At 71.1% G+C, this 24,945-nt stretch carries 22 protein-coding genes and 1 tRNA gene; 5 read left to right on the top strand and 18 right to left on the bottom strand.

Annotated elements, in window-relative coordinates; translation table 11 throughout:
* Nucleotides 1–130: 130 nt before the first annotated feature.
* From OG927_RS18165 to OG927_RS18130, 8 genes are all read right to left on the bottom strand, one after another.
* A complete protein-coding gene (locus OG927_RS18165; protein WP_161196578.1) occupies nt 131–1,333 on the bottom strand; it encodes a helix-turn-helix domain-containing protein in 1,203 nt (400 codons plus the stop codon).
* Nucleotides 1,334–1,436: 103 nt separating this feature from the next.
* Nucleotides 1,437–2,105 carry an HAD-IA family hydrolase gene (locus tag OG927_RS18160; RefSeq protein WP_330320461.1) on the bottom strand — a complete coding sequence of 223 codons (669 nt, stop codon included), beginning with the start codon at nt 2,103–2,105 and terminating at the stop codon, nt 1,437–1,439.
* Between the two features lie 189 nt (nt 2,106–2,294).
* Nucleotides 2,295–2,777 carry a DUF4265 domain-containing protein gene (locus OG927_RS18155; protein ID WP_330320460.1) on the bottom strand — a complete coding sequence of 161 codons (483 nt, stop codon included), beginning with the start codon at nt 2,775–2,777 and terminating at the stop codon, nt 2,295–2,297.
* A 43-nt stretch (nt 2,778–2,820) separates the two neighbouring features.
* Complete coding sequence (locus OG927_RS18150; RefSeq protein WP_330320459.1) at nt 2,821–4,539, bottom strand: relaxase/mobilization nuclease domain-containing protein; 1,719 nt, start codon at nt 4,537–4,539, stop codon at nt 2,821–2,823.
* Nucleotides 4,540–4,543: 4 nt separating this feature from the next.
* Nucleotides 4,544–5,095 carry a MobC family plasmid mobilization relaxosome protein gene (locus OG927_RS18145; RefSeq protein ID WP_330320458.1) on the bottom strand — a complete coding sequence of 184 codons (552 nt, stop codon included), beginning with the start codon at nt 5,093–5,095 and terminating at the stop codon, nt 4,544–4,546.
* Between the two features lie 323 nt (nt 5,096–5,418).
* Complete coding sequence (locus OG927_RS18140; RefSeq protein WP_330320457.1) at nt 5,419–6,273, bottom strand: DUF2637 domain-containing protein; 855 nt, start codon at nt 6,271–6,273, stop codon at nt 5,419–5,421.
* 481 nt (nt 6,274–6,754) lie between these two features.
* Nucleotides 6,755–8,047, bottom strand: coding sequence for a DUF3631 domain-containing protein (locus OG927_RS18135; protein WP_330320456.1), 1,293 nt, complete (start codon nt 8,045–8,047; stop codon nt 6,755–6,757).
* Nucleotides 8,048–8,283: 236 nt separating this feature from the next.
* A complete protein-coding gene (locus OG927_RS18130) occupies nt 8,284–8,514 on the bottom strand; it encodes a hypothetical protein (RefSeq protein WP_330320455.1) in 231 nt (76 codons plus the stop codon).
* A gap of 94 nt (nt 8,515–8,608) precedes the next feature.
* Between OG927_RS18130 and OG927_RS18125 the strand changes: the two genes are divergently transcribed.
* On the top strand, nt 8,609–9,310 hold the full coding sequence (locus OG927_RS18125; protein WP_330320454.1) for a transcriptional regulator: 702 nt from the start codon (nt 8,609–8,611) through the stop codon (nt 9,308–9,310).
* Nucleotides 9,307–10,959 (top strand): tyrosine-type recombinase/integrase, encoded by a 1,653-nt coding sequence (locus OG927_RS18120; protein ID WP_330320453.1) that lies wholly within the window; start codon nt 9,307–9,309, stop codon nt 10,957–10,959. The genes OG927_RS18125 and OG927_RS18120 overlap by 4 nt, the downstream gene beginning before the upstream one ends.
* Before the next feature lie 129 nt (nt 10,960–11,088).
* Here OG927_RS18120 and OG927_RS18115 read toward each other — a convergent pair.
* Nucleotides 11,089–11,162: transfer RNA gene (locus OG927_RS18115), tRNA-Thr, on the bottom strand.
* 179 nt (nt 11,163–11,341) lie between these two features.
* On the opposite strand from OG927_RS18115, the gene OG927_RS18110 reads away from it, so the two are divergent.
* From OG927_RS18110 to OG927_RS18100, 3 genes are all read left to right on the top strand, one after another.
* Entirely contained in the window at nt 11,342–12,478 is a 1,137-nt protein-coding gene (locus tag OG927_RS18110; protein WP_056797304.1) for an ABC transporter ATP-binding protein, read from the top strand.
* Between the two features lie 232 nt (nt 12,479–12,710).
* Nucleotides 12,711–13,130 (top strand): hypothetical protein, encoded by a 420-nt coding sequence (locus OG927_RS18105; RefSeq protein WP_056797307.1) that lies wholly within the window; start codon nt 12,711–12,713, stop codon nt 13,128–13,130.
* A 34-nt stretch (nt 13,131–13,164) separates the two neighbouring features.
* Complete coding sequence (locus OG927_RS18100; RefSeq protein ID WP_056797310.1) at nt 13,165–13,884, top strand: nucleotidyltransferase family protein; 720 nt, start codon at nt 13,165–13,167, stop codon at nt 13,882–13,884.
* Between the two features lie 92 nt (nt 13,885–13,976).
* On the opposite strand, the gene OG927_RS18095 is transcribed toward OG927_RS18100, so the two are convergent.
* The 9 genes from OG927_RS18095 to ispD form a co-directional block, all read right to left on the bottom strand.
* The gene (locus OG927_RS18095; protein WP_330320452.1) at nt 13,977–15,566 is read right to left on the bottom strand and encodes a DoxX family protein; all 1,590 of its coding nucleotides are present in this window, start codon (nt 15,564–15,566) and stop codon (nt 13,977–13,979) included.
* 194 nt (nt 15,567–15,760) lie between these two features.
* Complete coding sequence (gene rlmB, locus OG927_RS18090) at nt 15,761–16,717, bottom strand: 23S rRNA (guanosine(2251)-2'-O)-methyltransferase RlmB (protein ID WP_056797315.1); 957 nt, start codon at nt 16,715–16,717, stop codon at nt 15,761–15,763.
* Nucleotides 16,718–16,827: 110 nt separating this feature from the next.
* Nucleotides 16,828–18,228 carry a cysteine--tRNA ligase gene (cysS, locus tag OG927_RS18085; RefSeq protein WP_056797318.1) on the bottom strand — a complete coding sequence of 467 codons (1,401 nt, stop codon included), beginning with the start codon at nt 18,226–18,228 and terminating at the stop codon, nt 16,828–16,830.
* Nucleotides 18,229–18,287: 59 nt separating this feature from the next.
* Nucleotides 18,288–19,547, bottom strand: a complete 1,260-nt coding sequence (locus OG927_RS18080) for an MFS transporter (RefSeq protein ID WP_330320451.1) — start codon at nt 19,545–19,547, stop codon at nt 18,288–18,290.
* A complete protein-coding gene (locus tag OG927_RS18075) occupies nt 19,544–21,256 on the bottom strand; it encodes an ABC transporter permease subunit (RefSeq protein WP_056797324.1) in 1,713 nt (570 codons plus the stop codon). The genes OG927_RS18080 and OG927_RS18075 overlap by 4 nt, the downstream gene beginning before the upstream one ends.
* Nucleotides 21,257–21,260: 4 nt before the next feature.
* Nucleotides 21,261–22,769 (bottom strand): ABC transporter substrate-binding protein, encoded by a 1,509-nt coding sequence (locus tag OG927_RS18070; protein WP_124281496.1) that lies wholly within the window; start codon nt 22,767–22,769, stop codon nt 21,261–21,263.
* A 46-nt stretch (nt 22,770–22,815) separates the two neighbouring features.
* Nucleotides 22,816–23,343 carry a GNAT family N-acetyltransferase gene (locus tag OG927_RS18065; protein WP_056797839.1) on the bottom strand — a complete coding sequence of 176 codons (528 nt, stop codon included), beginning with the start codon at nt 23,341–23,343 and terminating at the stop codon, nt 22,816–22,818.
* Between the two features lie 239 nt (nt 23,344–23,582).
* On the bottom strand, nt 23,583–24,101 hold the full coding sequence (gene ispF / locus OG927_RS18060) for a 2-C-methyl-D-erythritol 2,4-cyclodiphosphate synthase (protein WP_056797328.1): 519 nt from the start codon (nt 24,099–24,101) through the stop codon (nt 23,583–23,585).
* Entirely contained in the window at nt 24,091–24,855 is a 765-nt protein-coding gene (gene ispD / locus OG927_RS18055; RefSeq protein ID WP_056797333.1) for a 2-C-methyl-D-erythritol 4-phosphate cytidylyltransferase, read from the bottom strand. The genes ispF and ispD overlap by 11 nt, the downstream gene beginning before the upstream one ends.
* Nucleotides 24,856–24,945: the final 90 nt, after the last annotated feature.

Below are 24,945 nucleotides of genomic sequence, written 5' to 3'. Positions count from 1 at the left end.
GTGGAGCGGACCGTATGTACGGGTGCCGCCACGTCACGTAACGGCCGTGACTCCCGGTGGGGCGGTCCAGTGCCACGAAACGTGGCGGTAGTCACGCCTCCTGTCGCCCCGCTGCTACGGGTCGTGGCAGTTAGCGGACGCCCAGGGGTACTCCCGCTGCATGGGCCAGTCCACGCAGGCGACCCACGGACACGCCGGCCAGGCGGGAGATGATCACGCCGGGCAGCATCTGGTGCTGCACCCAGCCGGGCGCCATGCCGCACACGGCTTCGAGGGTGTCGGCGGCCTGGTCCCAGCGGCGGCATTCCACATGAGTCAGGGCCACATCGAGGCCGTACCGGGCCCGGGTGGCGAGAGGGACGGTGTCGTCGAGCTTGACGGTATCCATGAGGCGCAGCGCTCCAGGGATGTCGCCGAGAGCAACGGCGATGCTCATGGCCTGGGTGGCGGCGTAGAGGGGACCGTAGGGCTGCGCGTGCCCTCCACGGGCGTGTTCGGAACCGAGCCGTGCACCGACGGCGTGAGCCTGAGAAAGGTACTCGCGGGCGGTCTCGGCGGAGGAGCCGCCTCGGGAAGCCGCCACGGCTGCATTGGTGACGAGCTGGCCGTAGACCGCCAGCCGATCCGGGTCGTGTTCCGACATCTTCGGCTCGATCCGGTCCGCCTGGGTGGCGGCGAGCGAGAACCCCTGCGCGGTCCGACCGTCGCGGAGGTTGACCCATGCGGTGGTGGCGGCGAGGTGCGCGTCACGAAGGTCGTCGCCCGCCTGTACGGCGATCTGTCGGCCGTAGGTGAGCGCCGCGTATGCAAGGTCCCGTGAGCCCCAGACGTTCGCGGCCATCGCGGCGGTCTGGAAGACGTCGGCCAGAACGCCGGCGGCTGCCGTCTTCTCGTCGGTGTTCGATGCGTCGTACCGTGCGCGGGCCTCGGGCAGCAGCGCGCCGAGCAGAACCCCCAGTTCGGCGTACCGACCCGCCCAGTAGGCGGCGTCGGCGTCCTGTACAACGGCCCGGAGCTCGTCGACCGTCCCCGGTTCGACCTCGGCCGGGATACCGAGGGCGGCGTCGTGGGTGGCTCCGGACAGGGACCGCAGGGCCGCTCGCTCGTCGCGATCCATGGAGCGACGAGGCGCCTGCTGTCCGAAGAGCACAGCGATGTCGGTGCCGAGGGCGGAAGCAATGGAGAGCAGTGAAGGAAGAGAGGCGGTGCCGCCGCGTTCCAGCTTCCTTACGACGCCGACCGACACCTCGGCGGCCTCGGCCAACTGCTCCTGCGTCATGCCGTTGCGGAGCGCCTTGAGTCTCTCGGCGGTGGTGTACTCCGACCATTGCATGAGAGCCACTTCCCCTTCTGGTCCGCCAGGAGTTGACCGTACCCATGGCAAAGGGAGGGCCAACACCCCTTCTCCGAAAGGGGACCCGTTGGTGTGGCTGGAATCAGCTCTGCACGGCGAGGGTCGCCGTCACACCGAGCAAGTGCTCCAGCTCGGCGACTGCGGAGTCCTCGTCAGTCGCGAGGACGGTGGTGATCCCGAGGGCTTCGGCGGGCGGAAGGTTCACCGGATGGTCGTCGACGAACACGCACGCCGTTCCGGGGAGACTGAGGCGGTCCAAGGTGAGTTGGTAGATCGCAGGGTCCGGCTTGGCCATGCCGACCACTTCGGAGATGACGTGTACGTCGAAGAGGTCCCAGATGCCGACGTGCTCGTACGGGTTGAAGGGGTCCAGGCCGAAGCTGTTGGACAGGAGGGCGAGCCGGTAGCCCGCTTCCTTGGCCGCGCGGGCAAGGGCTGCCATCCGAGGTGCCGCCGGCACTTTGGACCAGGCACGGCCCATCAGGTTCACCGGGTCGACGTTCGTACCGAGCAGAGCAGCAGTCTGCGCGTTCCACTCGACCTGGCCGAGCTGTCCGATCTCCAGCGCCGCATACAGGCGTCGTCCTTCAGCGGTGTCGTTGAGGGTGGCGCGCCACGCCTCCGCGTGCAGGCCCTCCTCCTCGGCCCAGAGGCGGTGGGTCGGCCGGGGATCGGCGGTCAGCACTCCGGCGAAGTCCAGGATGAGCCCGCGCGGGGCTGTGGGCTCGGGGGTACCGGCGGGCATCGGCATGGTTGCGAGCGTCCTCTCCGTCGACCTCATGGAAACGCTACCCCGCGCTGAGCCCGGAAAGGATTCTCCCGACGATCGCAGATCACGAAGGACATCGGCGAACCGATCGACATGAGCCACGAGGGACCGTCAGAACCTGCCAGAGGACACAATCGGCTTGCCCATACCGAGGGCCCAACTCTTGCTGATTCAGACGGCATTTTCCCAAGCGGAGGTGACACACCCTTCCTCCCAGTGCCACCACTCCTTTGCCGCACCGTGCTCCAGAAGCTTTCGGATCTTCGGCAGGTCCGCCTCCGGGGGAACATCCAGGGCCACCATGCGGAAGCGTTCGATGCCCTCGCCGGTCGTGCCAAGGCGATGGAAGGTCTCCAGCACCGTCTGCCGGGCAGCAGCTGAGCCCTCGTCCTTCAGCACGATCAACCGAATCGTGCAGTTCTGCGACGGCTGGATCGTCTCCCGGGCATAGAGGACACCATCGTCTTCAAGTTCCACTCTGATGATGTCCCCGCTGGCGACTCCTCGGACGAACCACGGTGTGTTGTCGAGCCGTACTGTGCCGTTCCCGAGCTTTACCGCCCAGAGACTCTCGATGCTCGCCGGAGGCCAGCCGTCCTCGTCCACTTCCATTCTGAAGTGGACCTTCACGTGGTCGTCACTGATATCCGTCACGGCACCATCCTCCACACCGTATGCAGCGCCCTCGATCCAGGTGTCACCGTCGTGGCCGGTTAGGCATACGCGCGGGCGTGGTCGTCGGGTGCGCGACGAAGGGCTGCTGGCCGACTCCCCGTGCAGCGGCGCTACGAAGCCGGGCCGCTTCAGCTCGCCGGTTGGGAGCGGGGTTACGGGCGGTGTGCTGGATGCGGGTAATCAGGACGCGGGCCGGTTGGCGGGCGGTGGTCAGTTCACGTTGGGCCGCGGCTTCCTGGAGGAGCTGGTGGGGTTTGTGGCCGCTGGCTTCGGCGTCGGCGAGGACGGTGGCGAGGGCGGGCCAGCCCGGGTCGGTAAGGATCCGCTCGGCGTGCTCGGGAACGGCTGCGCGTACGTCGTTGGCAAGAGTGCGTCGGGTCCCTTCACCAGGGCGCCGGGCTTCGAGTGCGGTGAGCGTCGGAGCGAGCGCGGCGTCGGCTGCCGACTGGAGGTGCTGGACGGCTTGGCGGGCAGCGTCGGCCTGGTGGGCGTGGCCCTTGGCCTCGTGCCAGCGTGCGGCAAGGATGGCGGCCCAGAGGAGTGCGGCGGTCAGGGCTGCGAGGGCGCTGCCGTCGGGGCCGGTGGCGGTGTGTGCGATGTCGCGGGCCGCGGTCCGCAGGGCGTGGGCGGCCCGGTCCTCGGCCCGCACCTGCGACCGCTGCGCACGGGCGAACGCCGCACTGGCTGCGCGCAGTTGGGCACGGTGGTCGGCGGGCGCTGCTTGGGCGGTGGCTTCGATCAGTTCGCCCAGAGCGCTGATGTGCGCCTGTGTCCGTGCGTCCTCGTCGGCGCTCGTGGTGGCGGTCTCTGGGCGAAGGGTGTCGAGGGCTTCGGTGGCCTGATGCCAAGGGGTGGTGGGTCGGTTGCGGCGGGCTGTGGAGTGTTCCTCCGGTGCGCTGGATTCCAGGCGGGCCTTGAGTTTGGGCAGGGTGAGGTCGGGGGCGATCTTCCCGCCGGGGTGGTAGATCTGCTCGCCGTCCTTGTTCAGGTCGCCGGGACGGCCGACGGCGTAGCCGAGGAGGTCTCCGGAGGGGCTTCGGCGAGGCTTGACCAGGATGTCGTCGGCTTCGAGGTAGGCGAGGAGTTCCTCTGCGCTGGTGGCGTGCGGGATGGCGGCGCGGATGCGGTCCTGGAGCCACTGGCGGCTGGTCTGCTCCCAGCCGAGGCGTTCGGCCTTGTGCATCTCGGCCTGGGTGGGCCGGCGCTCGGCGGTGCGGTCGCCCTTCTTCAGGCGGCGCAGCCCGTAGTCCTTCTCTATACGGCGGCATTCGTCGCCGACGCGGATACCGCTGTCGTGGAGTTTGGGGCGGCGGCCGTCTTCTCGGACGGTGGTGGCGAGGATGTGGATGTGGTCGTCGGCGTGGCGTACGGCGATCCATCGGCAGGCCAGGTCGTCGCCGTCAGGGGCGATGCCCGCTGCGGACACGATGCGCTGGGCGATGTCGGTCCACTCGGTGTCGGAGAGATGGCGGTCTTCGGGTGCGGCGCGGACGGGGCAGTGCCAGACGTGGTCGGTGACGGGCTTGCCGAACTCGCTGTTCCGCAGGCGAACAGGCTCGTCGAGGTGGCGGCCGAGTTCGGTGAGGGTGGCGTTCTCGTCGCGTCCGGGGTCGGGCATGCCGAGCATCGCGAATCCGGTCACCAGGTGCGGGTCGAGGTGTTCGTCGTGGCGACCGGGGCCGTAGAGGTAGGCGAGCAGTCCGCGGGTGTTGGATCCGGTCGGTTTGATGGCGGCGATCATCCGGTCAGACCTCCGTCGGGTCAGTGGGCCGGCGCAGGACTTCGGCGATCAGGGTCAGCAGGTGGTGGAGTTCGTCGAGGCGCTGGCGGATGTCGGGCGGGGTGAGATCGCTGTTGAGTGCGCGGGCGATCTGGTTGACGTTGACGCCGATGCGGTTGAGCTGGCGCAGGACCTGGGCGCGGAACATGTGGGTGCGGCGACGGTCCTCGGACAGGGGAAGGTTCGCGGTGAACCGGCCGGTGATGAAAGCGAGGACGATGTCGGCGGCGAAGCCGGATTCCCCCTTGTAGCCGTGCTCGGCGACGGCCTCCTGGAGGGCGCCGTGCTCGTCGGCGGTGAAGCGCAGGGGGCCCACGCGGACGGTTCGCTTGGTGCCGGTGAAGCGGCGGATCGCAGGCTGGATGCTCTGCACATCGCGCTCACCGGCCGTCGGCTCGGCGGTGGGCGTGGGGTGAAGGATCTGCTGCTGGACGGTACGGAGCTCGTCCTGGTCGGGGCCGCCCTCGGCCCCGGCCTGCCGGTCCGGCGCCCCCTGGCGCTGGGCCGTCTCCGCCACCCCGGGGGCGGAGATCCCCGAAGACCGGCCATGAGTCGGACTCGGGGTACTACTGGCTCCGCCAGGAGCTGTCCGTCCGAACGCCCGCCGCAGACGTGCGAGCAGCGTAGGGGACGGTGGCGACGCTGACAGCTCAGCGTGGGTGTCGTCGGGCAGGTGCTGGTTGTGCGTCAAGGGACATGCTCCAAGTGCGGCTGGGCGAGCGGGGCCAAGATGTCTGCGCGGCGCGGCCATCGCGGTGTCCACAGGTGTGGAAATCTGCGGGCCGGTCGGCCGGTGCTCGGGTGGCCGGAAGGGTTCCGGTCACCCGAGCAGGGCTGGCGTCAGCGCCTGGATACCTCGATACCGACGGCTTCGAGTTCCGGCCGAAGCCTCTCCATCACCTCGGTCTGCCGCTCGCTGCCGATCGTCAGGTTCCGGTCCTTCACAGCCGCTCGGAGCAGGCCGCGCGTGAGTTTGCCGTGCTGATGACCGGTGGCCCGGCCGATATCCGTCAGCTCCGCGATGGTTGCCTTCGGCGGTCGGCCGCCGCTCGCTTTGCTCTCCGGCACCTGGGGCGCAGGTTCCGTCCGCTCGTTGCTCGGGGCTTGCGCATCATCGGGAGCGGAATCCGTCCAGTGGCTGCGGCTGACGTCGCCGACCGACCGTTTCTGCGCCTGCGCGGAACCGGTGTCCGGAACGTCGTCCGGCGGTGCGACGAGCTGGTGGATCTGTCGCATCAGGACGCCGAAGGCGACCATCGCGGCGGCCGGAGGAACGGCCGCGACCACATAGTCGAGGAACGGTACGGCGCCCGCGTTTCCGGTGCCGCTGACCCCGGCGACGTTCAACGCGATGGAGCCGACCGATCCGGCGGTGGTCACTGCGATCGCCCAGGGGTCGGTGACGCGGCGCAGTGCCGCGCGCAGCATGAGCAGTTCGCCCGCGACGATGAACGCGTCCAGGGTGGCGGGCCAGGCCCAGCGGCGGATGGGGGATGCGCTGAGCCCGTGCTGGCCAGCGACGTCGGCGAGGTGCGCGTAGGAGAGCCAGAACGCTCCGGCTGTCAGGGCGACGATGACGATGCCGGCCGCGCCGAGTACGAGCTGTTCGGCGTCGGCCCTCTTCTTCGGCTGCCTTTCGCTGCTGGCGTCGTCTCGTGGTCGTGGTGCTTGCGTGGTGAGGTGCGGGGCGGTCAAGCGGGAAGCTCCTGGGGGTAGGGGTGTGGGGCGTCTTTGCCGTCTCGGCCGTTGCACGTGCAGGTCAGGGCGGGACGGCAGCGCTCCGGCCGTGCCGTCCCGGCAGGGCGGCGCCCGTGTCCTGTCCCGACTCGGGACAGGAAAGTGGCGGCTTTCGCCCCGGGGAGCAGGGCCAGATCTTGTTCCGACTCGGAACAAGGAGGCGGCGGCTGCGGTCCGGTCTCTGCCTTGGGTCGGCTTGCCTCCTGCCGGGACGGCTGCGTTACGGCAGCCGTCCCGGCAAGCAGGACTGCGACCAGCAGCGATACGGCAAGGACGCCTGGGACGGGGCAAGACGGATCCGGACGGTGTCCCTGGCGGGCTGCCAGCGCAGGGACGTCTGCGTTGCCGTCTTGCCCTCGGCTGCCGTCTTACCGGTGTGTGCTCTGACCTGCGAGATCACGGCAGGGACGGCAAGTACGGCAACCAGGGAGGGTGAGATTCAGCCTTCGCCGCGAGGAGCGTCGACCGGGTGGACGGTCGGGCAGTACCGCCGCCATGCGTCGAGGAACTTGTTGCGCATGTAGCCCTTGCGCTGCGACCGGTCGGCCATGCGCACGTTGCCGGGCCGGATGTCGTAGTCACGCAGCATCCCGCTCAGCTCCCGGGAGGTCAGGCCGTAGCGCCCCCGCTCACCCCACGGGGCTTCGGCATCCGCGTTCAGGTAGTGCAGGAGATCCTCGGTGGAGAGGCTGTCCGCCTCCCGCTGGGCGAAGAAGACCCGCCGGATGTCGGCAAGGATGCGCGCCCCACTGGGATGGTCCTCCTCGGCTGCCACTTCGGCGGCGACCATCCGCGCGCACGCGACCCGCGCGAGCCGGGGCCAGCGACCGCCCGCCAGATCGGCGACGGTCACCAGGGGCTCCCACGTGTCAGCAGCTCGGTCCTCGACCGGCATGCCCGGCTCCAGGTCCGCGGCATCCTCCAGCAGTGGGCGGGCCCAGGTGTGGATGCGGTCGCGCAGCTCGTGCAGGGCCGGGATGTCGCGCCGCGAGCGGAAGGGTTTGACCTTCTCGCCCTCGGCCCTGCGGCGCATGCGGATGACCACCGACCGGTCCATCACCGTGTCAGGTAGATCCCCAATTCCCGCGATCGCCGCCATGGCGAAGGTGGCGAACTTGTGCGGGGTGTGGTCGTTGCCGACGACCCGGGTGACATACCGGCCGCGCTGATGGCCGGCGTTGAGGAGGCCGCGTGTCTCCTCGTTCTTCTCCGCAACCTTGGGGCCGAAGATGGTGTCGGCCTCGTCCACCAGCAGCGTCGGCGGCTCCTCGCCGTCGATGGAGCGGAAGATGGCCGCTGGTGTGGTGTTGATGGTGAGCATCGGCTCGTGGACCGTCTCGGTCAGCACGTCCAGGAGTCGCGACTTGCCGCAGCGCTTCGCCGGCCCCACCACCGCCAGCCGTGGGGCGTGCTGCCACGCGGGTTGGAGATGCGTTGCCGCCACCCACAGAGTGATCGCGTCCAGCGCCTCGGATGAGGGCGGAATCACGAACTGGGCTATCTGGGAACGCAGTTCGTTCAGCAGCTCCGAGCCGGATGTCGGTTCCGCGTCCGGGATGGCCTCCAGTCCGCTCGCCGGGTCCGCCTCGCTGGCGCTGCCGCCGCCCGGGTCGACCGTGGCGCTGTCAGCCTGAGTGGGACGCAGGTGGGCGCCGGGTCGGCCGGGGACTGCCGTGGCGGGCCAGGCCGCCCGGACAGGGGCGGAATAGGGCTCGGGGTTCTCGGGTTCCACTGAGCGGCTCCTCGTCTGGCGGCGTCGGGCTTGCACGCCCCTGCCGCCGGGTCGGTTCTCATGGGATTGCTGGGGAGTCCTGGGGCCTCCGGCGTTGCACCGCCGGAGGCTCTCCCTCTTCTCCTCGCGGGGGTTTCGGCACCGCGAGCGAACACGGACAGTACGTCCACGCCGTGTCACAGTCCAGCGTTTCTGTGTCAGCTCAGCGCAGAAATGCCTGCTGCACATCACGCGCTTCACGCCGCCAGCCCCAGCAGGGCCAACAGGTCTGCGGTCACCACCCGGTAGGCGTTCCCAAGCCTGAGCACTTTGCACGGGTACTGGCCGCGCTTGGCCAGCTCGTACCCCTTGCTCCGCCCAAGCCCCAGCGCCCGGTTGCCCGTCTCCAGGTCAATGGCCGCAGGAAGCTCCAGAAGCTCCCCGCGGCTCATCCCCTTCACTCGGCCGGCCTCTTCGTTCTCACGCATGCGCGCTCCATCCATGACTGAGCCCACGGCGAACGCGGCTGCCGCGCCCGTCTCCAGGTCTTGGAATCAACGCTAGGCGAGCTAATGTGTCTCCATGACACAACACCGAAGCGACCATAGATCCAAGAGGGCCGACGACGAGGACGACGTCCTGGAGTGGGTGGACCAGGTGATGGCCACCGTGGCTGCAGAGGTCCGCAGACGACGGAGGGAACTGGGTTGGAGCGCGCAAGACTTGGCCGACAAGTGCGAGGAGATGGGTCACCCCATCCCCCGCAACGTCATCGCCAACATGGAGTCCAGGCGCCGCTCCAACCTGCCCCTGGTCGACGTCATGGTTCTGGCCCAGGCACTTAACACGCCGCCCATCTGCCTCATCTACCCCGTCGGCTACGTCGACGACGTGCAGCGGCTTCCGCTCCAGGACTCCACATCCACCCTGGACGCGCTGCGCTGGTTCACCGGGGAGGAGACCGAACTCGGCGCGGACGACGACATGCTCCGTTACTTCCGGGCCCACCAAGCCGCCCAGGAGCGACTGCGAGGCGCGCGACGCGACGAGGAGTACGCCCGCTACCACGCGCAGACCGCGCCGAATACCGACCGGAAGGCCGAGGCCCTCCGCTCCCAGGCCCGTGCCGCCGAGGCGGCCGACGGCGCCGCAAGCCGCCTGCGCAGAGTTCGCGCCTTCATCGAGGAAGAGGGCGTCACACCCCCGTTTCTTTGGCCGGACGTGGCCGACGTAATCGACTCACCCGGGACCGATCCCGATAGCACCGAGGAGAACGATCTTTGAAGGGCTCCACCTACCGCCGCTGCTCCTGCCGCGACCCCAAGACCGGCAAGGAACTCGGCACCTCCTGCCCCAAGCGCAACAGCAGGAACCACTGCACCTACTCCGTACGCCAGGAGCTGCCATCCCGAGAGGACGGCAACCGGCGCTCCTTCGCCCGGGGCGGGTACGGCAGTCTCAAGGCGGCCCAGGCCGACCTCGACCATGTACGCGCTCTCCTGGGGCTGGCCGAGTCGGACGACTCCGAGGGCATCGACCTCATCGCCGAGATGTTGGCCGAGGTCAGCCGCGAACGGTCGCCTCTGCCCGAGGTCGAGGAGACGAGGCGGCGGCTCAACGCCGGCCAGGACCTCATCGGCAGCCTGACCGTGGCCGAGTGGCTCGACCGTTGGCTGGCCGGCAAACGCATACGCAAGTCCGGCCTGAACCGCTACGAGACCGACATCCGCGTGCACCTGAAGCCGCGAATCGGCGGCCGGCGCCTCGACCGGCTGCGCGTCAGCCACCTCAGCGAGATGTTCACGGACATCCGCGACGCCAACGCCCGGATTCTGGAGGACAACGCCCAGCGACGAGCCGCGATCGACGAGATGGCGACCGTGCCGTGGAAGGGCGTGGAGAACCGAGCCCGGCGCAAGGCGATGAAGGCCGCCATCGACGAGATGCCGCCCTTCCGCCGCATCACCGGGCCCGCTACGCGCCAGCACGTCAAGGCCACCCTCCGGGCATCGCTGAACGACGCGATCGGGCAGCAGATCATCACCTTCAATCCCGCCGCCCACGTCGAGATCGACCCCGTACGCAAGCCGAAGGCGCTCGTGTGGACGGACGAACGGGTCACCAAGTGGGAGCAAACCGGCGAGAAGCCGTCTCCCGTCATGGTCTGGACACCCCAGCAGACCGGCGCCTTCCTCGACTTCGTCGCCGAGGACCGGCTGTACGCGATGTGGCACCTCATCGCCTTCCGCGGCCTGCGCCGGGGCGAGGCGTGCGGGCAGCCATGGTCGGAGACGAACCTCGACACCCACTCCCTCACGGTCTCCTCCCAGCTCGTCCAGGACGGCTGGGGAATCGAGGCGTCCGATCCCAAGACCGACAGCGGCTACCGCGTGGTCGCACTCGACGACGACACCGTCGATGTCCTGAAGCGCTACCGCGAACGGCAGGGCCAAGACCGCGAGAAATGGGGTAGGGCCTGGGTCGAGACCGGCCACGTCTTCACCCAGGAAGACGGCTCCTGGCTCCATCCGGGCAAGGTGACCGACCTCTTCGAGCGCCTCGTCGCCGCTTCCGGCCTCCCGCCGATCCGACTGCACGACCTCCGCCACGGCGCGGCGACCCTCATGCTCGCCGCCGGCATCGACATCAAGATCGTGTCGGACACCCTCGGACACAGCGACACCCGGATCACACGGGACGTCTACCAGAGCGTCCTGCCCCACGTCGGCCGGAGCGCCGCCGAGGCCACAGCCAAGCTCGTCCCCCTCCAGCGCAAGGCCGAGAAGGCGGCACTGAAGGCCGCGAAGAAGGCGAAGGCCAAGAAGGCCGCCGCCAAGAACGGCGGCAGGGCCAAGGTCGGCAAGCCGAGCAACAAGGCGAAAGCCCAGGCCGAGGAGGCCGTGAAGGCCAAGCACCGGAAGCCCAAGAAGTAGGGGTCCCTGAGCCGCTCCGCTCACGCACCGCTCACGCAGGCCCGCCCGCCGCGCCGCGGCCATCCGGCACGCCATCCCCGGAACGACAGAAACCCCAGGTCACGGGCTATGTGACCTGGGGTTTCATCGAGCCCCCTGTCGGATTCGAACCGACGACCTACGCATTACAAGTGCGTTGCTCTGGCCAGCTGAGCTAAGGAGGCATGCCGGAGCAGTCTAACCAACTCGGCGGGCCGGACCTGCGCAATATTCGGGACTCAGGACTGCTGACATATTCGAAAACGCCAGGTAGCGTCACTGCAGGCTCGATCCCGCGGGCCGCAGCAGACTCCCTTACTCGGATCGTCCGGCACGTTCCTGCCGGTGAAGGAGAAGTATCGTCATGGCCAGTGTCACGTTCGACAAGGCGTCCCGCGTCTACCCCGGCTCCACGAAGCCGGCCGTGGACCAGCTCGAGATCGACATCGAAGACGGTGAGTTCCTCGTCCTCGTCGGTCCTTCCGGTTGTGGCAAGTCGACCTCCCTGCGCATGCTCGCGGGTCTCGAGGACGTCAACGGCGGCGCGATCCGCATCGGTGACCGCGACGTCACGCACCTGCCGCCCAAGGACCGGGACATCGCCATGGTGTTCCAGAACTACGCGCTCTACCCGCACATGTCCGTCGCGGACAACATGGGCTTCGCGCTGAAGATCGCCGGGATCAACAAGACGGAGATCCGGGCGAAGGTCGAAGAGGCCGCCAAGATGCTGGACCTCACCGACTACCTGGACCGGAAGCCCAAGGCGCTCTCCGGTGGTCAGCGTCAGCGTGTGGCGATGGGCCGTGCCATCGTGCGTGAGCCGCAGGTCTTCCTCATGGACGAGCCGCTGTCGAACCTCGACGCCAAGCTCCGTGTGTCGACGCGTACGCAGATCGCCTCCCTGCAGCGCCGCCTCGGCATCACCACCGTGTACGTCACCCACGACCAGGTCGAGGCCCTCACCATGGGCGACCGGGTCGCGGTCCTCAAGGACGGTCTGCTCCAGCAGGTCGACTCCCCGCGCAACATGTACGACCGCCCGGCGAACCTCTTCGTCGCCGGCTTCATCGGCTCCCCGGCGATGAACCTCGTCGAGGTCCCGATCACCGACGGTGGCGTGAAGTTCGGCAACAGCGTCGTCCCGGTCTCCCGTGCGGCGCTCTCCGCCGCCGCGGACCGTGGTGACCGGACCGTCACGGTCGGCATCCGTCCCGAGCACTTCGACATCGTCGAGCACGGCGGTGCCGCCGCGCAGACCCTCGCCAAGGGTTCGGCCGACGCCCCGGCCGGTCTCGCCGTCTCCGTCAACGTCGTCGAGGAGCTCGGCGCCGACGGCTTCGTCTACGGCGGGGCGCAGGTCGGTGGCGAGCACAAGGACCTGGTCGTCCGTGTCGGCGGCCGTGCCGTGCCGGAGAAGGGCACCGAGCTGCACGTCGTGCCGCGCCCGGACGAGCTGCACGTCTTCGCGACGTCGACCGGTGAGCGCCTCACCGCCTGACGTCGTCCTCGCTGTACGGCGGCCCCCGTTCCCCGACTCCGGTCGAGGAACGGGGGCCGTTCGCGTAGGGCACGGTGGATACGGGTTTCGGATCAACAGGGGGCGAATACCCCGACACTTCGGCCCATTCACCCCTGCACGTCAACCCGTAATTCGAAAAGCACCCTCGAACCACCCCCCGCAGGGGTGACGAAATGTCGCCATTCCCTCACTGACCGCTACGCTCGCCTGCGTGACCCACACCGCTCGCCGCATCGGCCGAACCCTCGCTCTCGTACTGCCCGTCGTCATGGTCCTGTCCGGGACCCTCGCGGTCACCCGCGTGTCGTGGTCGGGGGACACCACTGAGTCGCAGCTGCTGACCGCTGCCTCGGAGACCACCGTCTCCAAGCGCGCCAGGACGCCGCGCGCGCCGCAGGACGTCCTGCGCGACAAGCTCCTCGTCGAGATGAGGGAGAAGGACCCGGGCGTCGCCCTCACCGAGCTGCAGCGCACCGTCGAGGCGCGCCCCTCGATGGCCCGGCACTGCATGGCGATCGCGAAGGCGTTGGGCAAGGCCGCCGTCGACCAGTACGGACCGACGCGTGCGCACCGCTTCTCCCGTCCGGTCTGCGACACGTCGTTCGCCTCGGGCGTGGCCCGGTTCAGCTGACTCCCCCGGGCAGGCACGGCATATCGTGCCTGGCATGCATACGTATCCGACGCAGGCCGTGATCCTGGCGGGTGGCCAGGGCTCGCGGCTGCGGCCGTACACCGATGACCGTCCCAAGCCGATGGTCGAGATCCCGGGAACCGGGACCCCGATCATCGGCCATCAGCTTTCCTGGCTGGCCGCCGAGGGTGTCACCGACGCCGTGATCTCGTGCGGCCATCTTGCCGATGTGCTGCAGGAGTGGCTGGACTCGGCCGATCTTCCGTTGCGCGTCACGACCGTCGTCGAGACCGAGCCGTTGGGCCGAGGCGGCGGTCTGAAGCACGCCGCGGCGCGGCTGCCCGACCCGTCGGAGCCCTGGTACGCGACCAACGGCGACATCTGGACGCGCTTCTCCTTGCGGGAGATGGCCGCGTTCCACACCGAGCGGGACGCCACGGCGACGCTCGCGCTGGCCCGCCCCCGGATCCCCTGGGGTGCGGTGGAGACGGACGCGTTCGGGCACATCACCGACTTCATCGAGTCGCCGCCCTCGCCGTACCTGATCAACGCGGGGGTGTACGTCTTCGCGCCCGGGTTCACCGCCCTGCTGCCGGACATCGGGGACCATGAGCGGACGACGTTCCCACGGCTGGCCCGTGAACGCCGGCTGGCCGGTTTCCCCTTGCCGCACGGGGCCTACTGGCGGGCGATCGACACCGCGAAGGACCTGACCGAGGCTGCCAGGGAGCTGGGCGCCCAGCAGGGCCGCTGAGACCCCCTGCTGAGCCTTGGCGGGGCATCGGGGCATGTGTGAGGGCGGCCACCGGATACCGGTGGCCGCCCTCACCGTGCGGTGTACGGGTGTCAGCCGAGCAGGCCGCCGATGGGGTTCTGGCCGGCTCCACCGGAGCCGCCCGTGGAGCCGCCGTCGGTGGACCCGCCGTCCGAGCCGCCGGTGGTGCCGCCGGAGCTGGTGCCGCCGGTCGACGTCGGGCCCGAGCTGCCGGCCGGGGGCTCCTGCGGAGTCGTCTCCTGCGGGGGCTGCTGGCCGGTGCCCTGGGTCTGGCTGGGCCGGCCCGTGCTCATGCCGGGAGCCTGGCCGGATTCGCGGACCGAGTCGGACCCCGGGGTGGACGCGTCGGCCGAAGGGGTGCTCGGGGCGCTGGACGGGGCCGCCTCGGGGCGGCGCTGCTCCGGGGTGCGGGACGGCTTGCCCTTGCCCGTGGTCTCGCCCGGGAGCGGGGAGCCCGGGAGCTGGTTGGTCGGGTTGCCGTTGGGGCCGGGCACGGTGACGACCTCGGTGGACCGGACGGCGCCGCCGATCATGGAGCCGACCAGCAGGGTCAGTCCGACGACCACGGTGGCGACGACCGTTCCGCGGCGCAGGACGCGGCGGCGCAGGTCCCAGATGTCGGAGCGCGGGCCGAGCTTGCGCCAGGCGTCTCCGGCGAGGCGTCCGTCGACGGAGTAGACGGGGGCGCCTGCGATGACGAGCGGGCTCCAGGCGGCCAGGAAGATGATGTCGGATGCGTCGTACGCGGCGGCACTGTGCCAGCTGACCGTCACGAGGAGAGCGGCGGACAGCAGGGCCCCGAAGCCGGCGGCGACGCGCTGCCAGAGGCCGAGGACCGTGAGGACGCCGACGACGACCTGGAGGAAGGCGACGGAGAGTCCGGCGCCGACGGGGTGGGTGAGGGCGAAGTCGCGAAGGGGCTCACCCAGGGGCCAGGGGTGCAGCGAGGTGAGCCACTTGACCATGGAGCCGCGGTCGCCGCCGTCGAAGTAGGCGGGGTCGGAGAGCTTGCCCATGCCGGCGTAGATGGAGATGAAGCCGAGGAAGACGCGCAGCGGGAGGAGGACGACGCCGAGGTTCATGCGGCGTCCGGGGAAGTAGGCGTGCCGGACGTTGTCGTTGGCGTGGCGCCGTTCCCCGGCGGTGGTGTCGTCGGGGCTCTCGTCGTCGTAGGGGTCGTGGGGTGCCCGGGGGTCGGTGTCGACGGAGTCGTAGGCACCGACGGCCTGCCGCATGGGGGGCAGCAGGGGGCCCGTCCGGCCGGGTCCGGGGCGGGGGGCGACGACGACCGGGGTGGGCTGGGTCTCCTCGAGGAGCGGGATGACCTGCGTCCCGCTGTAGCCGCTGCCCGGGCGGGCATCGAGGTGGCCCGCGGTGGAGTTCCGCACGGCTTGCAGGAGCCCGGTCGCTCCGGGGTCACCCGGCTCCGACCTGCCGCTCCATACGAGGGGGGCCCGCCTGCGGCCGCCCGCGCCGCTCATGGCGGGAATCCTGACCGCTCCGGCGGAGGCCACCGGCCGCAGCCGAGTGCGCTGGCCCGGGGCGAGCTGCACCCGGAAGCTGGCGTGGTTGACGATGACCTGCGCTGGGTCGCTGTTGACCTTCGTCATGCTCAGGGCGGGTTGGTCGTCGAACCGAGGCGTTCTGGTGTCCACACTCATCTAACCGAGTGATGTGTGATTAGGACACTGCCTCGGCACGTCCGAAGTGTCCGAGACCCGTCAATAGTCTGTGACGGCGTGCGGTTCCCCGCGGATCACGTGCGGATCGGGTGCGCCGTCGGGCACCGTGGTGCGTAGACATGTCGCGTACGCCGTCCGGCCCGGGGGTGTACTCCCGGGCCGGACATGACGGTTCACGCGCGGCGGCGTGCGACCTCGTACAGGACGATGCCCGCGGCGACGCCCGCGTTCAGGGATTCGGCGCCACCCGGCATCGAGATCCGGACCCGGTAGTCGCAGGTCTCGCCCACGAGGCGGCCGAGGCCCTTGCCCTCGCTGCCGATGACGATGACGACCGGGCCCGCGAGGGCTTCGAGGTCCTCGACGGTGTGCTCCCCGTCGGCGGCGAGGCCGACGACGGTGATGCCCGCCTTCTGGTAACCCTCCAGGGCCCGGGTCAGGTTGGTGACGCGGGAGACGGGGGTGCGGGCGGCGGTACCGGCGGAGGACTTCCAGGCTCCGGCCGTCATGCCTGCTGCCCGGCGCTCGGGGACGACCACGCCGTGGCCGCCGAAGGCGGAGACGGAGCGGACGATGGCGCCGAGGTTGCGCGGGTCGGTGACGCCGTCGAGGGCGACGATCAGCGGGTCCTCGTTGTTGTCGTACGCGGCGGCGGTGAGGTCCTCGGGGTGCGCGTACTCGTACGGCGGGACCTGGAGGACGAGGCCCTGGTGGTTCAGGCCGTTCGTCATCCGGTCGAGCTCGGGGCGCGGTGCCTCCATGAGGTGGATGTTGCCGCGCTCACCGGCGAGCTGGAGCGCCTCGCGGACCCGCTCGTCGTTGTCGATGTACTGCTGGACGTAGAGGGTGGTCGCGGGGACACCGTCGCGCAGGGCCTCGAAGACCGGGTTGCGGCCGACGACCATCTCCGACGTGCCCTTGGCGCCTCCGCGGCGCGGGGCGGGGCGGCGGGCCGCGGCCTGCTTGGCCTGGGCGCTCGCCACCCGGTTCTTCTTGTGTCCCTTGCGGACGGAGGCGGGCGGCGTCGGTCCCTTGCCTTCGAGAGCACGGCGTCGGTTACCGCCGCTGCCGACCTGCATGCCCTTCTTGTTGGACGTGCGGCGGTTCCTGCGCTGGCTGTTCCCGGCCATGACCTACCTGTTTCGTTGCTTCAGAAAAACGTGTCTCAAGTGAAAGTGTGCCGCCCGGACGGCCGGGCGGCACATTTGCGCTGCTCACGCGGGGTGCGAAGGGCAACCGCTCAGCGCGCGCCGAGGGTCCACCTGGGTCCCCCGGGGCTGTCCTCGATGACGAGGCCGGACTGGTTGAGCTGGTCGCGGATGGCGTCGGCGGCGGGCCAGTCCTTGCGCTCGCGTGCCGACTGGCGCTGGTCCAGGACGAGCCGTACGAGGGTGTCGACGACGCCGTGCAGGTCTTCGCCGCGGTCGGTCTCGCCCGCCCAGTGGGCGTCGAGGGGGTCCAGGCCGAGGACGCCGAGCATGGCGCGCACCTCGGCGAGGCGGGCGACGGCGGCTTCCTTGTCGTCGGCGGCGAGGGCGGAGTTGCCCTGCCGGACGGTGGTGTGGACGATCGCGAGCGCCTGGGGGACACCGAGGTCGTCGTCCATCGCCTCGGCGAACGCGGGCGGCACCTCGGAGGCGGGGGCGACCTCGCCGCCCGACTTCTCGATGACCCGCTGGACGAAGCCCTCGATCCGTGCGAACGCGGACTCGGCCTCACGCAGCGATTCCTCGCTGTACTCGATCATGGAGCGGTAGTGCGGGGTGCCGAGGTAGTAGCGCAGCACGATGGGCCGCCACTGCTTGACCATCTCGCTGACCAGCACGGAGTTGCCGAGGGACTTGGACATCTTCTCGCCGGCCAGGGTGACCCAGCCGTTGTGGACCCAGTACTTCGCGAACTCGTCGCCGAAGGCCTTGGCCTGGGCGATCTCGTTGTCGTGGTGCGGGAAGATCAGGTCGATGCCGCCGCCGTGGATGTCGAAGGCGGTGCCGAGGTACTTGTGCGCCATGGCGGAGCACTCCAGGTGCCAGCCGGGACGGCCGCGGCCCCAGGGCGTCTCCCAGCTGGGCTCGCCGGGCTTGGCGGCCTTCCACATGGCGAAGTCGCGCTTGTCCCGCTTGCCGGTCTCGTTGTCGCCGGAGGGCTGGCGCAGGTCGTCCAGGTCCTGGTTGGAGAGCTCCAGGTACCCCTCGTACGAGCGGACGTCGAAGTAGACGTTGCCGTCGGCCTCGTAGGCGTGGCCGCGCTCGATGAGGCCGCGCATCATCTCGACCATCTCGGTGATGTGGCCGGTCGCGCGCGGTTCGTAGGTGGGCGGGAGGCAGCCCAGGGCGTCGTAGCCGTCGTTGAACGCGCGCTCGTTCTCGTAGCCGATGGACCACCAGGGGCGGTTCTGCTCGGCGGACTTCTTGATGATCTTGTCGTCGATGTCGGTGACATTCCGGATGAACGTCACGTCGTACCCGCGGTATTCGAACCAGCGGCGCATGATGTCGAAGTTCAGCCCGGACCTGATGTGCCCGATGTGCGGGGCGGCCTGGACAGTCGCGCCACAGAGGTAGATCGAGACACAGCCCGCGGTGAGCGGCACGAAGTCACGGATCTGCCGGGCGTTGGTGTCATGCAGGCGAATAGTCACCCCTCAAGGGTAGTGGGCCCGCACCAGTGCCCAGCGCCCCTGTGGAAAACGTGTCGCAACTAATCGCTCCCGGTGCCCTCGGGCACCCGGGCGAGCCCTCCGCGGGGCAGGGCCAGGGCGAGTGCGGCACCGGCGAGGGGGACCGCCGCGAGCGCGGTCCACAGGACCGGTCCCGGGGTGCCGAGGAGCGTGCCCGTCGCAGCGCTGCCCACGAGGACGGCGAGGCCGGAGACCGAGGACAGGGCTCCGGTGGCGAGGCCGAGCCGGTGGTCGTCGACCAGGTCGGGTACGAGTCCCCGGGCGGCGGGGATCAGCAGCATCTGACCGAGGGTGAGCAGGACGACGAAGGTCGCGGCGGGGAGCAGTCCTGCGGGCCCGCCGGGGGCGAGGGGTACGGCGGCGAATCCGGCGGAGACGACGGCGAGCCCGGCGACGAGTGCGGTGCGGGGTGCGATGCGGTGGGCCGACCAGCGGGTGAGCGGCAGTTGGGCGCCGACGACGAGGAGGGACGACAGCGCGAAGAGTCCGCCGATCGCGCTCTGCGACCCGGTGACGCGCTCCACCTCGACCGGCAGGGCGAGATACAGCTGGTTGTAGGAGAGGAGGTAGGTGCTGTAGGCGAGGCACAGGACGAGGAAGGGGCGGTTGGCGAAGACCTCGCGGGGGAAGCGGCCGCGTCCGGGCTCGCGGGTGGTGGTGCGGGGCCGGTGCGGCATGAGGCGGGCGTGCCCGGCCAGTACGCCGATGAAGACGAGCGCTCCGGCGAGGCAGGCGGCCGTGAATCCGCCGCCCAGGAACAGGAGGAGGGTGCCGAGCAGGGGCCCGAGGAAGGCTCCGGCCTGGCCTGCGGCGGAGAACACGGCGAGGACCTGGGCGCGCGGGGTTCCGGTGCCGGCTTCGTGTGCGACGGCGGCCCGGGCGGTCTCCGACTCGACGGCCGGTGAGAAGAGCGCGGCGGCGAAGCCGATGAGGACGACGGCGCCGATGACGGTCGCGGTGGAACCGGCGAGGGCGAGCCAGCAGAATCCGGCGATGCGCAGGACGCATCCGGCGAGGACGACCGGGCGGGGGCCGTAGCGGTCGGTGAGGGCGCCTCCGACGACGAAGAGGCCCTGCTGGCTGAAGGTGCGGAGTCCGAGGACGAGGCCGACGAGCCAGCCGGCCATGCCGAGTCCGTCGCCGAGGTGGGCGGCGAGGTAGGGCAGGACGGCGTAGAAGCCGACGTTGAAGGCGAACTGCGTGACGGTCAGGAGCCGGAGGTAGGGCGTGAGGGCGGACCGGGCCGCGCCCGCCCGGACGCGTTCGGGCTGCACGGTCATCGGTGGCTCCTGCCGCGTACGGCCGCCGAGGTGAGCACCGCGAGCGCGCCGAGGGCGGCCAGGGCGGCGGCGGGGGCGAGGACGGCCCAGGGGGCCCGTTCGGCGTACGGCATGTTCTCCGAGAGCATGCGGCCCCATTCGGGTGCCGGGGGCTGGGTTCCGAGGCCGAGGAAGCCGAGGGAGGCGAGGGCCAGGGCGATGGCCGGGACGCGCAGGACGGCGTGCCGGACGACGGGGGGTACGACGCCCGGCAGGAGGTGGCGGCGCAGCAGGTGGGCCCGTCCGGCGCCGAGGACGACGGCGGCCGCGAGGTGCGGGGCGGCCTTCTCCTGTGCGTACAGCGCGGAGGTGTGGGCGGCGAGGGGGGCCCAGGCGACGGCGGCGACGGCGACGGCCGCGCCCAGGGGGCCCGGTCCGGCGATGGCGGCGACGACGAGTCCGGCCAGGACCGCGGGCAGTGCGTTGGCCGTCTCGGTGAGGGCCCCGGCGCCCAGGGCTCCGACGATCAGTCCCAGCAGCAGGGTGACGGCGCCGACGGCGAGGGCGGTGAGCACGGTCCGGGCGGCGCCGTGGCCGAGCCGGGCGAGGATGTCGCGGCCCAGGGAGTCGGTGCCCAGCGGGTGGGCGGCCGAGGGCGCGGCGAGGCGGGCGGCGGCGTCCACGGAGAGCGGGTCGCGCAGCAGGCCCCAGACGACGGCCGCGGCCAGCAGCGCGGCCAGGGTGATTGCGGCGACGGTGACCGGGCGGCGTACGGGCAGGGACGGGTGGGTGAGGGCGGGCAGGGCCCGGTCGGACCGGGCGGGGCCGAGCAGGGCGAGGGAGCCGAGCCGGGCCGCGAGCCCGGCCGCGAGACCCAGCAGGAGCAGGAGCAGGACGCAGGCCTGGAGGACGGGCAGGTCCTGGGCGAGGGCTGCGGCGAGCGCGGTGCCGCCGAGGCCGGGTACGGCGTAGAGGGTCTCGACGGCGACCGCGCCGCCGGTGAGGCCGACGACGATCAGCCCGAGCTGCGGCAGCAGGGTGGGGAGGGTGCGGCGCAGGGCGTGGGCGGCGATGCGGCGCGGCGGGATGCCTCCGGCGGTGGCGGCGCGGGCCCAGGGTTCGGCGAGGGCGGCGGGCAGTGCGTCGTCCAGGAGCCGTCCGAGCAGGGCGCCGGCCGGGATGCCCATGGCGAGGGCGGGCAGGACGAGCTGTTCGGCGCGCCCCCAGCCGAGGGCGGGGAACCAGCCCAGCTGTACGGCGAGGACGGTGGCCAGGACCGCGGCCAGCAGGAATTCCGGCAGGGCGGCGAGGACCGCGGCACCCGCCCCGGCCCGGGTGGTGGTGAGCTCGCGGCGTGCGCCTCGTCGGAGCGTCGGGGAGGCGAGTGCGAGTGCGAGGACCAGGGCGACGGCGAGCGAGACGCCCATGAGGGTGAGCGAGACGCCGAGCGCGGACGTCACATCGGGGCCGACGGGCTGTCCGGAGACCCAGGACTCCCCCAGGTCGCCCCGGAGCAGCCCGCCCGCCCAGTCGACGAGCACCCGCAGCGGGCCGCCGTCGAGCCCGGTCTCGGCGCGGATGGCGTCGAGCACGGCGGGCGTCGGCGGCCGGTCCGCGTAACGGGCGTGCAGGATCGTCAGGGCCGGATCGGTCCGGGTCAGCCAGGGCAGCAGGCCGATCACGGCGACGACGGCCAGGAGGGTGACCAGCCGCGGTCCCAGGTACCGCACCCGGTCAGCCGACGTGGGTGTCGGCGGTGATCAGGGTGCGTTCCATCGGGTCGAGCGCGACGCCTTCGACGCGGGCGTCGTCATAGCCCTGGACGAAGCGCTCGTGGACGAGCGGCACGAGGGCGTCGGCGCCGAGCACCGCGGCCTCGGCGGTCATCTCGGCGCGGTGGCGCTCCTCGGTGCCGGCCAGGGAGGCGGCCTCGGCGACGGCGGCGTCGACGCGCGGGTCGCAGAGCTGGGAGATGTTGAAGCTGCCGTCGCAGGTGAAGTCGGAGGCGAGGTAGGAGACGGGGTCTGCGGTGTCGAGCAGCGTGTTGCGGGCCTGGATGAACGCGTCGAACTTCCCGGCGAGCGCGTCCGCCTCCAGCTGCGCGTAGTCGCGGACGACCTGCTTGACGGTGAAGCCGCGCTTCTTGAGCTGCTGCTGGACGATCGTGGCGACCTCGGGGAGTTCGGGCCGGTTGGTGTAGGTGGCGAGCACGATCTCCTTCGTCTTCGCCACCTCGTCCCGTCCGGCGGCCTCGGCCCGGTTCGTGGGCGCGGTGCGGCCCTTCGCCGCCCAGGGGACACCGGGGCCGAGGAGGCCCTGGGAGGTGTCGGCCCGGCCTTCGTAGACGCCGTCGACGAGGGCCTCGGAGTCGATCGCCTCGCGGGCGGCGGCGCGCATGGCCGGGTCGGCGAAGACACCGCGTGCGGTGTTGAGCGACAGGCCGTTGGTCCGGGCCGAGGGGAATGCGTGGACGAACCCGTCGCCGAGCAGCGACGCCTGCGCGATCGGTACGTACTCGGCGACGTCCACGGCGTCCGTGCGCAGGGCGTTGGCGCGGGCGGTGCCGTCGGCGACGAAGGTGACGTCGACGCCCGGGGACTTCGCCGTGTCGCCCCAGTAGTCGGCGTTGCGCTCCAGGGTGGCGGCGACCGCGCCCTTGACGTCGGTCAGGGTGAAGGGGCCGGTGGCGTGCCCGGCGGGGTTCACCTTCCCGCCCTGGTAGGCGTCGGCGGACAGGATCGTGAGGGAGGGGTTGGCGAGCCGCTGCGGGAGCAGCGGGTCGGCGTCCTCGGTGACGATCTGTACGGTGCCGGGGCCGGTGGCCGTCGCCCGCAGGCCGGTGTCGGACAGGACCCGGGGCAGCGGGGATGCCTTGCCGGCTGCGGTGAGGGAGCGCACCACCGCGTCGGCGTCCACCTCGGTGCCGTCCTGGAAGACGGCGTCGCGGAGGGTGAACGTCCAGGTGGTGGCGTTGTCCCGCTTCCAGGACGCGGCGAGCGCGGGCTGGGGGGCGCCGTTCCTGTCGAGGGTGGTGAGGCCCTCGATGACGGCGAGCCGGCTGAGGGTGACCGCGTCGTCGCCGTAGGGGGACATGGCCTGGGCGGGCGGAAAAGCCATGACGACCCGGAGCCGGCCTCCGCCCTCGGAGGCACCGTCGCCGCCGGAGGAGCAGGCGGCGAGAGGCAGCAGGAGGGCTGCGGCGATCACCGGCAGGGGTGAACGGCGGCTTCGGAGCGTAGGCATGGCGGAACCCTCTATGGAAACGATTGTCATCGGAGCGGCTGGTGGTTCACACAGCGGCCGGCATCGGCATCGGCAGTTCGAAGTGGATGATGCCCTGGCCTCCGCCGGGCAGGGTCCGTTCGTCGCAGACCTCGCGCGCCAACGACCGCCAGAACGGCTCGGCGCCCGGCACGGCCGGGTCGGTGTGCAGGTAGAGCGAGGTGTAGCCGCCCGCCCCGGCGGCGAAGGCCCCGAGCTCCCGCACCAGCCACCGGGCCAGCCCGTGCCGCCGGTGCTCGGGGCGTACGTAGATCCGGCACAGCTGAGCGGTCGTCCCGGAGGGGAAGCGGTCGGCGACCCACTGCGGATTGGGCGGCGCCGCGGGGCCCCGGTCCCGCACCGCGCCCGTGGCGACGATCTCGTCACCGTGCCGCACGACCAGCAGCGTGCAGCGGTCGGGCCTCAGATAGGCGCTCTCCGGGTCGATGATGTCGGCGTGCCAGCGCGGGACGTAGCCGGAGCCGAGGTCGCGGTAGACGGTGTCCAGCATGACCGCCCGTGCGCCGCCGAGGTCCTGCGCGGTGGCGGTCCGCAGCTCGTACCCGCCCGTGTGGGCAGGCGCGTCGTACCCACCCGCGTGCGCGTCGTACCCGCCCGTGTGGGCAGGCGCGCCCGGAACCCTTGTCGCCTCCGCGGTCGCCCTCACGGACCCTCACCCTCGCTCCCGGCCCCACGGGCCCCGTACGGCACATCACCTGCCGTATCAGCGTACGTGCAAGTGATGCGCAATAAGAGGGCGGGGCGACGCGGGGCAGGTGGGCGGCCCGGACGGAGTCAGCCGGCGGTGCGGTAGACCAGGGCTGTCGCGATACCGGCGATGCCCTCGCCCCGGCCGGTGAACCCGAGGCCGTCAGAGGTGGCGGCGGAGAGCGAGACGGGGGCGCCCACCGCGTCGGACAGCACCTTCTGGGCCTCGTCGCGCCGCTTGCCGATCTTCGGGCGCAGGCCGACGACCTGGACGGCGACGTTGCCGATCCCGAAGCCCTCGGCACGCACGATCCGGGCGGCCTCGGTGAGCAGGGTGACCCCGGAGGCGCCGGACCACTCGGGGCGGCCCGTGCCGAAGTGCTGTCCCAGGTCGCCGAGCCCGGCGGCCGAGAACAGGGCGTTGCACGCGGCGTGCGCCACCACGTCGGCGTCGGAATGGCCGGCCAGACCGGGCCCCTCGCCCTCCCACAGCAGGCCGGCGCACCAGAGCTCGCGGCCTTCCTCGAAGGCATGGATGTCCGTCCCGATCCCGACGAGCGGAATCACGGGCGCCGGGGCCTGCTGCTGCATGTGCTCAGAATCCATCGTTCGCCCTCCGGCGTGCGAGAACGGCCTCGGCCAGGACCAGGTCCAGCGGCCGGGTCACCTTGAATGCCTCTTCGTGCCCCGGGACGACCACGACGGGTGCGCCGAGGCGCTCCACCATGCCGGCGTCGTCGGTCGCGCCCTCTCCGTCGACGGCCACGGTCCTGTGGGCCCGGACGAGCGTGTCCCGGTCGAAGCCCTGCGGGGTCTGGACCGCGCGCAGCCTGGCCCGTACCGGGGTCGAGAGGACGGGCTCGGGCTCGCCCGGCGCACCGGGTTCGACCTCCTTGACGGTGTCGGCGAGCGGCAGCGCGGGGACGACGGCGACCGCCCCTTCCCGTACGGCTTCGACGACCGCGTCGACGGTGTCGACGGGCACCAGGGGGCGGGCCGCGTCGTGGACGAGCACGACGGAGACGTCCTCGGGCAGGGCGTCGAGGCCGAGGCTCACGGACTCCTGCCGGGTCGCACCGCCCGGGACGACGAGGTAGTCGGTGCGCTCGGGCAGGGAGTGATCGGCGATGAGGTTCTTGACCTCGGGCGCGCCGTCCGGGGGTGCGACCACGACGACGAGGCTGACGGCGCGGGACGCGGCCATCGCCCGTACGGCGTGGATCAGCATGGGGGTCCCGCCGAGTGCGCGCAGCGCCTTGGGGGTTCCGGGGCCGAGCCGGACTCCGCGGCCGGCCGCGGGGATCACCGCCGCGGTGCGGGTCGGGCGCGGTTCGGCTGGCGTCGGGGACATCGGTGACATCGGTTGCACTCCGAAGCTTCGGCAGGTTTGTTGCCACGGCCGACATGGGTATGGCCCCAGCGAGCCGGGCGCGACGCCTTGACCTGACCG

It is taken from the genome of Streptomyces clavifer (genome assembly GCF_036345975.1).
Taxonomy (GTDB): domain Bacteria; phylum Actinomycetota; class Actinomycetes; order Streptomycetales; family Streptomycetaceae; genus Streptomyces; species Streptomyces clavifer.
This window is presented reverse-complemented; position numbering and strand designations above follow the sequence as displayed.

Excerpts from the sequence above, each read along its gene's own strand:
- OG927_RS18165 (WP_161196578.1), bottom strand. The coding sequence starts at position 1,333 with ATGCAATGGTCGGAGTACACCACCGCCGAGAGACTCAAGGCGCTCCGC.
- OG927_RS18160 (WP_330320461.1), bottom strand. The coding sequence starts at position 2,105 with ATGCCGATGCCCGCCGGTACCCCCGAGCCCACAGCCCCGCGCGGGCTC.
- OG927_RS18150 (WP_330320459.1), bottom strand. The coding sequence starts at position 4,539 with ATGATCGCCGCCATCAAACCGACCGGATCCAACACCCGCGGACTGCTC.
- OG927_RS18130 (WP_330320455.1), bottom strand. The coding sequence starts at position 8,514 with ATGCGTGAGAACGAAGAGGCCGGCCGAGTGAAGGGGATGAGCCGCGGG.
- OG927_RS18125 (WP_330320454.1), top strand. The coding sequence starts at position 8,609 with ATGACACAACACCGAAGCGACCATAGATCCAAGAGGGCCGACGACGAG.
- OG927_RS18110 (WP_056797304.1), top strand. The coding sequence starts at position 11,342 with ATGGCCAGTGTCACGTTCGACAAGGCGTCCCGCGTCTACCCCGGCTCC.
- OG927_RS18100 (WP_056797310.1), top strand. The coding sequence starts at position 13,165 with ATGCATACGTATCCGACGCAGGCCGTGATCCTGGCGGGTGGCCAGGGC.
- OG927_RS18095 (WP_330320452.1), bottom strand. The coding sequence starts at position 15,566 with ATGAGTGTGGACACCAGAACGCCTCGGTTCGACGACCAACCCGCCCTG.
- rlmB (WP_056797315.1), bottom strand. The coding sequence starts at position 16,717 with ATGGCCGGGAACAGCCAGCGCAGGAACCGCCGCACGTCCAACAAGAAG.
- OG927_RS18080 (WP_330320451.1), bottom strand. The coding sequence starts at position 19,547 with ATGACCGTGCAGCCCGAACGCGTCCGGGCGGGCGCGGCCCGGTCCGCC.
- OG927_RS18070 (WP_124281496.1), bottom strand. The coding sequence starts at position 22,769 with ATGCCTACGCTCCGAAGCCGCCGTTCACCCCTGCCGGTGATCGCCGCA.
- ispF (WP_056797328.1), bottom strand. The coding sequence starts at position 24,101 with ATGGATTCTGAGCACATGCAGCAGCAGGCCCCGGCGCCCGTGATTCCG.
- ispD (WP_056797333.1), bottom strand. The coding sequence starts at position 24,855 with ATGTCACCGATGTCCCCGACGCCAGCCGAACCGCGCCCGACCCGCACC.